This is a genomic window from Streptomyces sp. CGMCC 4.7035 (assembly GCF_031583065.1).
In the GTDB taxonomy this organism is placed as follows: Bacteria; Actinomycetota; Actinomycetes; order Streptomycetales; family Streptomycetaceae; genus Streptomyces; species Streptomyces yaanensis.
Window position 1 is genome coordinate 6,492,248 of record NZ_CP134053.1, and the last position, 12,745, is coordinate 6,504,992.

General features: G+C 72.8%; 10 protein-coding genes. 4 read left to right on the forward strand and 6 right to left on the reverse strand.

What is annotated here, in order from left to right; translation table 11 throughout:
• Window positions 1–99: 99 nt before the first annotated feature.
• Window positions 100–441, forward strand: coding sequence for a hypothetical protein (locus Q2K21_RS28525; RefSeq protein WP_310776487.1), 342 nt, complete (start codon window positions 100–102; stop codon window positions 439–441).
• 12 nt (window positions 442–453) lie between these two features.
• On the opposite strand, the gene dnaG is transcribed toward Q2K21_RS28525, so the two are convergent.
• From dnaG to Q2K21_RS28545, 4 genes are all read right to left on the reverse strand, one after another.
• The gene (gene dnaG / locus Q2K21_RS28530; RefSeq protein ID WP_310776489.1) at window positions 454–2,358 is read right to left on the reverse strand and encodes a DNA primase; all 1,905 of its coding nucleotides are present in this window, start codon (window positions 2,356–2,358) and stop codon (window positions 454–456) included.
• A gap of 50 nt (window positions 2,359–2,408) precedes the next feature.
• Window positions 2,409–3,680 carry an NAD(P)/FAD-dependent oxidoreductase gene (locus Q2K21_RS28535; RefSeq protein WP_310776491.1) on the reverse strand — a complete coding sequence of 424 codons (1,272 nt, stop codon included), beginning with the start codon at window positions 3,678–3,680 and terminating at the stop codon, window positions 2,409–2,411.
• Between the two features lie 104 nt (window positions 3,681–3,784).
• Window positions 3,785–5,149: a deoxyguanosinetriphosphate triphosphohydrolase gene (locus Q2K21_RS28540; RefSeq protein ID WP_310776493.1), complete on the reverse strand. Its 1,365-nt coding sequence runs from the start codon at window positions 5,147–5,149 to the stop codon at window positions 3,785–3,787.
• Between the two features lie 192 nt (window positions 5,150–5,341).
• Window positions 5,342–6,244, reverse strand: coding sequence for a sirohydrochlorin chelatase (locus tag Q2K21_RS28545; RefSeq protein ID WP_386276137.1), 903 nt, complete (start codon window positions 6,242–6,244; stop codon window positions 5,342–5,344).
• Between the two features lie 236 nt (window positions 6,245–6,480).
• Here Q2K21_RS28545 and Q2K21_RS28550 point away from each other — a divergent pair, with 236 nt between their 5' ends.
• From Q2K21_RS28550 to Q2K21_RS28560, 3 genes are all read left to right on the forward strand, one after another.
• On the forward strand, window positions 6,481–7,176 hold the full coding sequence (locus Q2K21_RS28550; protein WP_310776495.1) for a SanA/YdcF family protein: 696 nt from the start codon (window positions 6,481–6,483) through the stop codon (window positions 7,174–7,176).
• Window positions 7,177–7,178: 2 nt separating this feature from the next.
• Window positions 7,179–8,648, forward strand: coding sequence for a membrane-associated oxidoreductase (locus tag Q2K21_RS28555; RefSeq protein WP_310776497.1), 1,470 nt, complete (start codon window positions 7,179–7,181; stop codon window positions 8,646–8,648).
• Window positions 8,649–8,758: 110 nt separating this feature from the next.
• A complete protein-coding gene (locus Q2K21_RS28560; RefSeq protein WP_310776499.1) occupies window positions 8,759–11,095 on the forward strand; it encodes a molybdopterin oxidoreductase family protein in 2,337 nt (778 codons plus the stop codon).
• A gap of 1 nt (window position 11,096) precedes the next feature.
• Here Q2K21_RS28560 and Q2K21_RS28565 read toward each other — a convergent pair whose 3' ends face one another.
• Both Q2K21_RS28565 and Q2K21_RS28570 read right to left on the reverse strand, forming a co-directional pair.
• The gene (locus tag Q2K21_RS28565; protein ID WP_310776501.1) at window positions 11,097–12,062 is read right to left on the reverse strand and encodes an intradiol ring-cleavage dioxygenase; all 966 of its coding nucleotides are present in this window, start codon (window positions 12,060–12,062) and stop codon (window positions 11,097–11,099) included.
• 169 nt (window positions 12,063–12,231) lie between these two features.
• Window positions 12,232–12,642: a gamma-glutamylcyclotransferase family protein gene (locus Q2K21_RS28570; RefSeq protein ID WP_310776503.1), complete on the reverse strand. Its 411-nt coding sequence runs from the start codon at window positions 12,640–12,642 to the stop codon at window positions 12,232–12,234.
• Window positions 12,643–12,745 lie beyond the last annotated feature (103 nt).

The following is a 12,745-nucleotide window of genomic DNA, read 5'->3' on the forward strand; positions in this document are numbered from 1 at the left end:
TTTGAGTCCGGTCCGTGACCGGGTGGTTACTCAGCTCGTTTGACCATCGCACTGACTGCCGGGAACACTGGCAGGGACCGATTGGGCAGGATGGGAAGTGTGAGCGAGATCGAGGAGTTGCGGCGCCGTCTTGAGGCGCTGGAGGCGCGGGTGGACGAGGTCGCGGCGCAGCAGGCCACGACACGGAACCTCGCCCTCGACTCCGACCGGGACGTGGCTGCGCTGCAGGAGCAGCGTCAAGCCGATATGCGGCTCATCCGAGCGGTGCGAGACACACAGCTTGAGCACGGCAAGACGCTTGAGGCGCACACCAGGACCCTGGCCGAGCATGGCAAGCTGCTCGGCGCCCTCGTGTCCGGTCAGGTGGCGATGATGGAGCAGCTCCAGGCGATCACGGATCACCTCGGGAGCACTCCGCCCGACGAGTCGAGCGAGGCATAGCCCGGACAGCCGTTACAGCGCCCCCGCGCCCCTCTCCCGCAACGCCTGGTCGTACTGCTGGAGGACCCACAACTCGTTCTGTACGGCGGTCAGGTGGGCCGGGTCCGCCTGGTGGCCCAGGCGGGTCAGGGCGCCCTGGATCTCATGGACGCGGCGTTCGACCGCGCGGCGGCGGACCGAGACGAGCACGGTGCCCGCGTACACCTCGTCCACCGTCCTGCGCATGATCGCCTCGACCGCCAGTTCCGTGACCATGGCGCGGACCGTGTCGTCGGGGGCCGCCTCGCGGACGCGGACCAGGTACTCCTGCGGGTCCTGGACGCCGTACTCCGCGCCGCCCGCCTCCATGATCGCCTCGCGGACGGCCGCGTACTGCTGCGCGGTGAACTCGTCGACCCCGTACGCGTCGAACGCGGGCGAAACCAACTCCGGGCGCTGGAGGGCGAGTTTGAGCAGCTCGCGCTCGGTCGCGAAGACCGGGTTGCGGAGGTTGAGCGCCGGACCCGGGGCGGCCGGGCGGGGGGCCGCCTCGTACGGCTGCGAAGAGCGCTGACCGGTCGGCGCGGGACCGCGGCCGCCCCGGTCGCGCGCCCAACGGGCCAGCTGCGCCACCCGTTTGACCACGAACTGCGTGTCGAGGATGCCGAGCATGCCCGCGAGCTGCACCGCGACCTCGTGCTGGGCGCCGCTGTTCTTGATGCGCGCGACGACGGGCGCGGCCTCGTCCAGCGCGGCCGCGCGGCCCGCGGGGGTGTCGAGGTCGTAGCGGACCACCATCTGGCGCAGCGCGAACTCGAAGAGCGGCATGCGGGGTTCGACCAGGTCGGCGACCGCCTCGTCGCCCTTCGCGAGGCGCAGCTCACAGGGGTCCATACCGTCCGGCGCGATCGCGATGTACGTCTCGGCGGCGAACTTCTGATCGTCCTCGAACGCCCGCAGGGCCGCCTTCTGACCGGCCGCGTCACCGTCGAAGGTGAAGATCACCCGCGCCATGCCGTTGTCCATCAGCAGCCGCCGCAGGATCTTGATGTGCTCGCCGCCGAAGGCCGTGCCGCAGGTCGCGATGGCCGTGGTGACCCCCGCGAGGTGGCAGGCCATGACGTCCGTGTAGCCCTCGACCACCACCGCGCGGCTCGTCTTCGCGATCTCCTTCTTCGCCAGGTCGATGCCGTAGAGGACCTGGGACTTCTTGTAGATCGGCGTCTCGGGGGTGTTCAGGTACTTGGGGCCGTTGTCCGCCTCGTACAGCTTCCGCGCGCCGAAGCCCACCACGTCCCCGCCGATGTCGCGGATCGGCCACATCAACCGGCCGCGGAAGCGGTCGATGGGGCCCCGGCGGCCCTCCTGGGCGAGGCCGGAGAGCAGCAGCTCCTTGTCGGAGAAGCCCTTGCCGCGGAGATAGCGGGTGAGGTGGTCCCAGCCCTGGGGGCTGTAGCCGACGCCGAAGTGGACCGCGGCGGCCTGGTCGAAACCGCGCTCGGCCAGGAACTTTCGTCCCGCCTCGGCCTCGGGACTGACACCGAGCTGCTCGGCGTACCACTGGGCGGCCAGCTTGTGGGCCTCGATCAGACGGATGCGCTCGCCGCGCTGGTGGGTGGGGTTGTACCCGCCCTCCTCGTACCGCAGCGTGATGCCCGCCCGGGCGGCGAGGCGCTCCACCGCCTCCGAGAAGGAGAGGTGGTCGACCTTCATCACGAACGTGAGGGTGTCGCCGCCCTCCTGGCAGCCGAAGCAGTGGAACAGCCCCTTGCTCGGGCTGACCTGGAAGGACGGCGACTTCTCGTCGTGGAACGGGCACAGACCCTTCAGGTTCCCGCCGCCCGCGTTGCGCAGCTGGAGGTACTCGGACACGACGGAGTCGATCGGGACCGCGTCCCGTACCGCCTTCACGTCCTCGTCGTTGATCCGTCCTGCCACGAGGAGATTCTACGGGGCAGCACCGACAGTCCCGGAGCGTGGGAAGCCGGCTAGGCCCGGTCCGACAGACTCTCCAGCGGCACCGACGGGTCCGCCAGAGCCTCCTGGTCCACCCGGACCCTCGACCTGATCAGCTCCTGAATTCGGTCTGTGACGTCCCACACATTCACGTTCATCCCGGCCAGAACCCTGTCCTCCTTCAGCCAGAACGCGATGAAGTGCCGCTTTCCGACATCGCCCCGGATCACCACCTCGTCGCACGACCCCGGCGGCGCCCACCCCGAGTACTCCATCCCCATGTCGTACTGGTCCGAGAAGAAGTACGGCACCCGGTCGTACGTCACATCACGCCCGAGCATCGAGCGGGCGGCCGCCGGGCCGCCGTTCAGCGCGTTGGCCCAGTGCTCGACGCGCAGCCGGGTGCCGAACAGCTCCAGCGGGAAGGACGCCACGTCACCGGCCGCGTAGATGTCGGGGTCGGACGTGCGCAGCCGGGTGTCCACCGCGATGCCGCCCCCGTGCGCACGGTCGGCCAGCTCCAGCCCCGCCGCCTCCGCGAGACCGACCCTCGGCGCCGCGCCGATCGCGGCGAGCACGTCGTGCGCGGGGTGCTCCTCGCCGTCGTCGGTGCGGGCGGCCAGCACCATGCCGTCCTGGCCGACGATCTCGGTGAGCCTGACGCCGAAGCGGAAGCGGACGCCGTGCTCGCGGTGCAGCTCGGCGAAGAGGTTGCCCACCTCGGGGCCGAGGACCCCGTGCAGCGGCGTCGGCAGCGGCTCGATGATGGTGACCTCCGCGCCGTACTCGCGGGCCGCCGCCGCGACCTCCAGGCCGATCCAGCCGGCGCCCGCGATCACGAGGTGGCCGTTGTCCCGGCCGAGCGCGGCGAGGACGCCCTTCAGACGCTCGGCGTGGGCCAGGCGGCGCAGATGGTGGACGCCCGCGAGATCCGTCCCCGGGATGTCCAGGCGGCGGGGCTCGGCGCCGGTCACGAGGAGCAGCTTGTCGTAGTGGACGAGCGTGCCGTCGTCGCCGAAGCGGACGGTCTTGGCGGCGCGGTCGATGGCGTCGACGGTCTGGCCGAGGTGCAGCTCGACGTCGTTGCGCGCGTACCAGGCGGGCTCGTGGACGAAGACGCTGTCGCGCTCCTCCTTGCCCAGCAGATAGCCCTTGGAGAGGGGAGGCCGCTCATATGGGTGGTCGCGTTCGTCGCAGATCAGTATCACGCGGCCGGTGAAACCCTCCGCCCGGAGCGTCTCGGCCGCCTTCGCGCCGGCGAGACCTCCTCCGACGATGACGAATGTCTGATCCGCGTCGACCACTTGATGCCTCCTCGTAAGGATGTCGCCACATGCGAGCCTCCCGCACGCAGCGTGATGCGGGAAGAGGGAGTGCCCCGATCAGGCCACGGAGGGTCACGCCCGGGTCACACGCGCCCCGTCAGCCGCGCGTGCAGGGAGCGCGCCGAGATGTCCGTGAGCGAGGCGATCTGGTCGACGATCACCCGTTTGCGGGCGCGGTCGTCGGCCGCCTCCTCGAACAGCGCCCGGAACTGCGGATCGAGCCCGTCGGGGGCGCGGGCGGTGAGCGCCTCGGCCAGCTCGGCGACGACGACGCGCTGATCGGCGCGCAGCCGCTCCTGCTCCGCTCGCTGCATGACGTACCGGTCGGCGACCGCCTTGAGGACCGCGCACTCCATGCGGGTGCTGGTGGGGACGACGAGTTCGGCGGCGTACCGCGTCAGGCGCCCGCTGCCGTACGCCGCCCGGGTGGCACCCTCGGCGGCCAGGCAGAAACGGCCGATGAGCTGGCTGGTGGCGTCCTTGAGGCGAGCCTGGGCAACCGCGGAGCCGTCGTAGCCGCGCGGCCACCACTCCTGGGAGAGGAGCCGGTCGAGGGCCTCGGCCAGCGCGACGGGGTCGGTGTCCGCGGGCACGTACCGCCCGAGGGCGACGGCGAAGACCGCCTGCCGCTCGGGCTCGGCGTGCAGGCAGTTCGGGTCGATGTGGCCGGCGTGCAGGCCGTCCTCGAAGTCGTGCACCGAGTAGGCCACGTCGTCGGACCAGTCCATGACCTGGGCCTCGAAGCAGGTGCGGTGGCCGGGGGCGCCCTTGCGGACCCAGTCGAACACGGCGCGGTCGTCCTCGTAGACCCCGAACTTCGAGGACTTGGGGTCGGTGGGGTGGGCGCCGCGCGGCCAGGGGTACTTGGTGGCGGCGTCGAGGGCGGCGCGGGTGAGGTTCAGGCCCACGCTGACGAGTTCGCCGGTGCCGCCGGTGTCGCCGGTGTCGCCGGTGTCGACGTGCCGTACGAACCGCTTCGGCTCGATGCGGGCGAGCAGGCGCAGGGACTGGGCGTTGCCCTCGAAGCCGCCGCAGTCCTCCGCGAACTCGTTCAGGGCCTGTTCGCCGTTGTGCCCGAAGGGCGGGTGGCCGAGGTCGTGGGAGAGGCAGGCGGCCTCGACGAGGTCGGGGTCGCAGCCGAGGGCGGCGCCCAGTTCGCGGCCGACCTGGGCGCATTCCAGCGAGTGGGTGAGCCGGGTGCGGGGACTGGCGTCCCAGACCTCACTTCTCGTGCCCGGGGTGACGACCTGGGTCTTGCCCGCCAGACGGCGCAGCGCGGCCGAGTGCAGTACCCGCGCGCGGTCACGCTGGAAGGCGGTGCGGCCCGGGCGCTTGTCGGGCTCGGGCGCCCAGCGCTCGACGGCCGAGCCGTCGTACGCCGAGCCGCCCGACGAGCCGTTCTCGTACCGCGCGGGGGTCTCGTACGCCCGCGGTGCAGTCCCGTCCATGACCCGACAGTAGACGCAGCCGGTGACAATCGGGATGTCCGCATCCGTTTCCCGCCGAACCGTTTCGCGCCGCGGGGGCGGGCGTGCGGCCCGGGGCCGCGGATGGATTTCGCCCCCGCCGCCCCTACCCGTCCCATCCCCAGGGGCTCCGCCCCTTCGCGTACCGCTTCCCGCCGCGGCGGAGCCGATCGCTCAGGCCGAGGCCAGCGCCCGCGCAGTGGTCACCTCGGGAACCGCGACCGCCTGCTCGTAGCGGTGCACGACCAGCCGGGCCATCGCAGCGTGGGCACCCAGCGGCGCCGCAGCGATCCAGGGAGCCGCCTCGGCGCACTCGGTCGCGAAACGGCCCGGCGCCGCGAAGTACGAGGCGACGGCCACCCGGTGACGCCCACGGGCGGCGAGCGCCCGCACCGCGGCGGACACGGTGGGCGCGGCCGCGGAGGCGTAGGCGGGCACGACGGGAACGCCGAGACGCTCGGCGAGGAGCTGGGCGGTGCGGCGCGTGTCGACCGCGGAGTCGGGGTCGCGGGAGCCGGCGGCGGCGAGCACGACCGCGCTCGCCCGGCGCTGCGCGTCGCTCATCCGCGTCCGCCAGCCGGCCTCGACGAGCCGGGCGTACAGGGCCTCCACGAGGAGCGGGTGCGGGCCGAGCGGGGCGGCCACGCGGGTGTCGGCCCGCGCCGCGGCGGCGGCCTCGGGGATGTCGTGCTTGACGTGGTAGCCGCGGCTGAGGAGCAGCGGTACGAGGACGGCGCGGTCCTCGCCGAGGGAGGCGAGCGTGTCGGTCAGCAGGGGCTCGTTGAGCTCGATGTGGCCGAGGTGCACGGACAGGTGCGGGCGCAGCTCCCGGACGCGGTCCATGAGGGCGCGCGCGGTGGCCAGGGCGCGCGGGTCGCGGCTGCCGTGCGCCACGAGGACGAGCGCGGGCGGGGCCGGGCGCCGGGTCCCGTCGAGGGAGACGAGGCTGAGCTGGCTGCCGAGCTGGCTGGTGATCCGGCTCATGAGTTGCGCCGTACTGTCGAGGTGGGCGCCACGGAGCGGCTCGCCGCCGGGGCGGGGGTGGGACTCCTCGCGAAGAGGTTTCGACGCCGTCATGGACCGATCCTGGCGGTACGAGGTTGCCACGCCGTTGCGCGACCATGACCGGGTTGTTTTCCGCGGCTTCACCGTGTGGGGGCCGATGATGTGAGGGGCGCGGAGGGTGTTTCGCGCGCCCCCGCAGGTCCCGCGCGAACCGGATCCCCATACGCTGCGTCCCCACAGGTGACACTGATGACGCTGCTGACGCCGGTGACACTGGTGAAGCCACCGACCTGGGGGGACGCGCTTCGATGGGCCTGCCGCGCCTGAGGATCCGCAGACCGCGCCTGCCGCGCACCCGCACCGGGCAGCGCAGGGCCGTGCAGGTCCTGATGCTGCTGTGCGTCCTGGCGCTGCTGCCGGCCACGTGGCTGTTCGTGTCCACGGGCGACCGGCTGCGCACGGCCGCGGACGTTCCGCGCACGGAGGTCGCCGTCGTCTTCGGCGCCGGCCTGTGGAACGGCGAACCGTCCCCGTACCTCGCCCACCGGCTCGACGCGGCCGCCGAGCTGTACCGGGCGAGCCGCGTCAAGGTCGTCCTCGTCACCGGTGACAACAGCCGCGAGGACTACGACGAACCGGACGCGATGCGCGCCTATCTGACGAAGCACGGCGTCCCGGACGGGCGGATCGTCAGCGACTACGCGGGCTTCGACACCTGGGACTCCTGCGTCCGGGCGAAGAAGATCTTCGGGGTGGACCGGGCGGTCCTGATCAGCCAGGGCTTCCACATCCGCCGCGCGGTCGCCCTGTGCCGGGCGGCGGGCGTGACGTCGTACGGCGTCGGGGTGGCGGACAAGCACGACGTGACCTGGTACTACGGCGGCACCCGAGAGGTCTTCGCGGCGGGCAAGGCGGCCCTGGACGCGCTGTTCCACCCGGATCCGACGTTCCTCGGCCCCAAGGAGCAGGGGGTCGCGAGGGCGCTGACGGCGGCACGGGGCTGAGCATGGACATCGCGGACCTGACCCCCGCCGAGCGGCGCGTGTGGGAGGCGTTCCCGCTCGGCGAGGGGGTCGACTTCCGGGAGGGCGCCGACGACGACCCGGCGGCGGGCGCGTCATGGGGGCCGGAGCGGACCGTACGGGCCGAGGTGCTGCGGGCGCTGCTGCTCGGCGGGCCGGTGCGGGACGACGGGATAGCCGGGCTGAAGCTGTGGGGCGCGCGCATCACCGGGCGGCTGGACCTCAAGTACGGGACGGTCGAGCACTCCATCCGGCTGCGGTCCTGCCACTTCGAGGGGGCGCCGGACCTGTACGGGGCGCGGATCGTCGCCCTGGTCCTGAACGACTCGGTGCTGCCCGGGCTCACGGCGGGGAACCTCCGCTCCGAAGGCGTCGTGCGCATCACCTGCTGCCGCATCAGGGGGCCGGTACGGCTCGCGGGGGCGAAGATCTCCAGCGGGTTCTTCGCCAACGGGGCCCGGCTGGGCAGCCCCGACGAGACCCCTGAGGAGCCCGTGCTCCAGCTCAACCACGCGGAGGTGAGCACGGACGTGTGGGCCGTCGGGCTCACCGTCCACGGCCAGGTGCGGATGAACGGGGCCACCGTCGGCGGGCAGGTCAACATCGAGAACGCCGTGCTGTCCGCCCCCGGCGGCACCGCCCTGCACGCCGAGACCCTGGTGGTGGGCACCGACCTGAACGCCAGGGGCATTCACGCCCGGGGACGGGTCAATCTCAGTGGCGCCCGGATTCCCCGCCACCTCAGTCTCACCCGCTCCCGTCTGTCCAACCCGGACGAGCTGGCCCTGCGGATCAGCAGCTGTGTCATCGGCGAGCTGTGGCTTCAGGAGGCGGCACGCATCGAAGGCACCGTCAATTTCCGCCGCGCCCAGGTGGATCTGCTGCACGTACCGCCGGAGGTGTGGCCCGAGCACGTCAGAATCGACGGGCTCAGCTACCGCGTCCTCGCCCCGCACCGTTCCGCCGAACAGCGCCTTCCGCTGCTGGAACGCGAGACGGAGGGCTACCTTCCGTATTCGTACGAGCAGTTGACCGCGGCGTACCGCACACTGGGTGACGACGCCGCCGCGCGTACCGTGCAGCTGGCCAAGCTCCGCCGACACCGCCGCACGCTGCCGCGGTACGCCCGTCTGTGGGGCTATGTGCAGGACGCTGCGGTCGGCTACGGCTTCCGCCCGATGCGGGCCGGCGGCTGGCTGCTGTTGCTGCTGTGCACCGGCACACTGGCCTTCGCGCTGCACCACCCGCCCGCGCTCAAACCGTCCGAGGCGCCCGGATTCAACCCGCTCTTCTACACCCTCGACCTGTTGCTGCCGATCATCGACTTCGGTCAGGAGTCGGCGTTCGCGCCGCACGGCTGGTACCAGTGGCTGTCGTATCTGCTGATCGCCACGGGGTGGGTGCTGGCGACGACGATCGCGGCGGGCATCACGCGCTCGCTGAACCGGCAGTAGGCACGGGACCGGGATCTCACGCCGCCCGCCGCCCGGCGGGGAGGTCCTGGTCCCGGCCGTGTAACGGCGGGCGCCCCGGGGTGTAACACACCCGAAGCACGCTGAGCGGTATGCAGACCACCTCGACGCCCACCCACTGCCCGTACTGCGCCTTGCAGTGCGGGATGAATCTGTCGCCCTCGCCGGCCGGCGGCGTCGAGGTGGTCGAGCGCGCGGACTTCCCGGTGAACCGGGGTGCCCTGTGCGGCAAGGGCCGCACGGCACCCGCCCTGCTCTCGTCCCGGGTGCGGCTGACCTCCCCGTTGGTGCGCTCCGCCGAGGGCGCGCTCACGCCGGCCACCTGGGACGAGGCCCTCGGCCGTATCGCCGAGGCGCTCTCCCGCGCGCGTGCGGAGCACGGGCCCGACGCGCTCGGGGTGTTCGGCGGGGGCGGCCTGACGAACGAGAAGGCGTACGTGCTCGGGAAGTTCGCGCGGGTGGTGCTGGGGACCTCGCAGATCGACTACAACGGGCGGTTCTGCATGTCGTCGGCGGCGGCCGCCGGCATGCAGGCGTTCGGGCTCGACCGGGGACTGCCGTTCCCGCTGGCGGACATCCCGAAGACGGGCTGTGTGATCCTCGTCGGCTCCAACCTCGCGGAGACGATGCCGCCGGCGCTGCGGTACTTCACCGAACTGCGCGAGAACGGCGGCACGCTGATCGTCATCGACCCGCGCCGCACCCGCACCGCCGAGCAGGCGGACCTGCATCTGGCGCCCCGGCCCGGGACGGACCTGGCCCTGGCGCTCGGCCTGCTGCACCTGATCGTCGCCGAGGGGCGCGCCGACGAGGCATACATCCAGGAACGGACGAGCGGCTGGGAGGAGGCGCGGGCGGCGGCGATGGCCCACTGGCCGGAGTACGTGGAGCGGATCACGGGGGTGTCCGTTCCCGAACTCCGGGAGGCCGTACGGATGTTCTGCGCGCCGGAGACCGCGATGGTGCTGACCGCGCGGGGGCCCGAGCAGCAGTCCAAGGGCACGGACACGGTGGGCGCGTGGATCAACCTGTGCCTGGCGACCGGCCGGGCGGGCCGCCCGCTGTCCGGCTACGGCTGTCTGACCGGCCAGGGCAACGGGCAGGGCGGCCGTGAACACGGGCAGAAGGCGGACCAGTTGCCCGGCTACCGCAAGCTGACGGATCCGGCGGCGCGGCGGCACGTGGCCGAGGTGTGGGGCGTGGATCCGGACTCGCTGCCGGGCCCGGGCCGCAGCGCCTACGAACTCCTCGACGCGCTCGGCACGGACATCCGGGCGCTGCTGCTGATGGGCTCCAACCCGGTGGTGTCGGCACCGCGCGCCGCGCACATCGAGGAGCGGCTGCGCTCGCTGGACTTCCTGGCGGTGTGCGACGTGGTCCTCTCGGACACGGCCGAGCTGGCGGACGTCGTGCTGCCGGTCACGCAGTGGGCGGAGGAGACCGGCACGACGACCAATCTGGAGGGCAGGGTGCTGCTGCGGCGCCAGGCGATCACGCCTCCGGAAGGCGTCCGCAGCGATCTGCACGTCCTGCACGAGCTTGCCGCCCGCCTGGGTGTGGAGAAGGGCTTCCCCACGGACCCGGAGGAGATCTTCGACGAACTCCGCCGCGCCAGCGCGGGCGGCGCGGCGGACTACTCGGGCATCACGTACCGCAGGCTCGCGGAGGAGAACGGGGTGTTCTGGCCGTGCCCGGCACCGGCCGAGACGGAGGACGGCGAGAACACCACACCGACCGCGCCTGCGGGTGCCGCAGCGCCGACCGAGGCGGGGAGCTACGAGGACGCCTCCCCGACCGCCCTTCCGGACGGCCCGGCACCGACCAAGACCCAGGACAGCGAGAACACCACACCGACCGCGCCTGCGGGTAGCGCAGCGCCGGCCGGCGCGAGGGGCTACGAGGACGCCTCCCCGGCCGCGCTTCCGGACGGCCCGGCGCCGGACGAGGCGGCGTCCGCCGTCCACCCCGGCACCCCCCGCCTCTTCCTCGACCGTTTCGCCACCGAGGACGGACGGGCGCGGTTCGCCGCCGTGTCGTACCGGGCCGTCGCCGAGGAGCCCGACGAGGCGTACCCGGTGCTGCTGACCACCGGGCGGGTCGTCTCGCAGTACCAGTCCGGGGCGCAGACGCGGCGCGTGGACGAACTCAACGCCGCCGCGCCCGGGCCGTACGTGGAGATGCACCCGCGGCTGGCCGAGCGGCTCGGCGCGGCCGACGGGGACGCGGTCGCCGTGGTGTCGCGGCGCGGGCGGGCCGTCGCGCCCGCGCGCATCAGCCGCGCCATCCGGCCCGACACCGTCTTCATGCCCTTCCACTGGCCGGGCGAGGGCCGCGCCAACACGCTGACCAACCCGGCCCTCGACCCGACCTCCCGCATGCCGGAGTTCAAGGTGTGCGCGGTGCGGCTGGAGCTGACCGCCGGGGAGTGACTCACGGGGTGAGCGTCCGCGAGGCGCTCGCCGCGCTGTCCGGCGGCGGCACGCCCGTCGTCGCGCCGTAGGGGACCGTTCGGCCGGACAGCGCGCCCGGCGTCGGCTCCTTGAGCGGCGCGGAACTCGGCGGGAGGGCGCCTTCGCCCCCCGTCTGCGTCCCGGTGTTCTCCCGCGTCGGGTCGATCCCGACGGTCAGCGTCGCGACGAACCCGTGGTCCACGTCCCCGGTGACGTCCATCAGTCCGGCCTTCTCGCCGCCCCCGTGGTACACCGTGTCCTGCGCGAGCCGGGTGCGGGTCCCGGTGTGCTCGCGGTACGGGGCCTTCGCGTACACCGCGTCGCCGTACCGGTCGTCGAAGAAGAGCTGCCCGGTCCAGTTGGCCCGGCCGCCCTCGTAGGTGCCGCCGGTCCTCCTGCCTCCGGTGTGCACCTTGACGTGGATGTGCGGGGCGCGCGGCGTGCACCAGCCGGGAAAGATCGTCGTGAACTCGGCGACGCCGTCGGCGTCGGTCGTCTGAAAGCCGCGCAGATACGTCGCGGACTTCGCGCCGCCGACGTCAACGCCCGCTGCGGGCACCTTGCCGCCCGGGTGCGCGGACGGGTGCCCGGAGTAGTAGCCCCAGGCGTCACAGTGCCAGATCTCGACGGCCGCGTCCTTCAGGGCCGCACAGGCGTGCGGCTGGTCGCGCACGGTCAGCCGCACTGTGAGCGGTACGCCCTTCCTGCCCTCGGTGATGTCCTTGCGGAAGGGCGCGCCGGCCAGGCGATACGGCCCCTCCGCGACGCTCGGGTTGAGTACGCACAGCTCGGCGCCGGGGCCGGGGCTCGGCGCCCTTTCGCGCCCCGGCACGCGGAAGCCGCGGCCGGCGGAGGAACAGGAGGTGACACCGAGCCCCAGGACAGCACCCGCCCCGGCGCCGCCCAGCGCCAGCACACGCCGTCGGGTGATGTCGCTATCGGTCATGGCCGGGACCCTAGGCGCGTCGGCCCCACGGGAGGAGGGGGCACACGGCACGATCGCCCGCACGAGCGACCCGCGCCTCTTTTTTGCTTCGTTCGCCTCCGGGGCGCCTCAGCCGGTGTCTTGGCCCCGGCGCGCCCCTGCGGCTCTCTCCGCGCCATGAGCAACCACCTCAGCTCCGGGCGAGCCAGTCCCCGCCCTCGATGAGCTTGCCCCGCGCCCGTAGCCGTGCCGCTACCGCGGGCGCGGCGACGTACACCCAGGCCCGTACGGTCCCGCCGTCCGCAGCCGTCACCTCCCGGGCCACCCGCTCGTACAGGCTGCGGGGGTCGCCCGGCACGCAGTCCTCAAGGCGGTCGAGGGCGGCGAGCAGTTCGCCGTAGGCCTCGGGCAGCGCGGTGACGATCTCGCCCGTGACCGTGCCGCCGTCCTCCTCCACGGCGTACGGGTATCCGGGGCCGTCGTAGAGCACGGCCCCCGGCAGCAGCCCCGGCTCCTCGGAAGAGGTGCGGCCGCGCAGGAAGAGGTCGTGGTTGTGCTCGCCGGGGCGCAGGGTCCCGTACACGAAGAACGGCAGTCTCACGCGTCGGCTCCCCCGAGGGTTCCGCCGGTCGGCACGTCGGCCGCAGCCATGGTCGATCTCCCTTTTCCGCCTCTACCGAAGCCTTGCAGAAACGATTCTCACC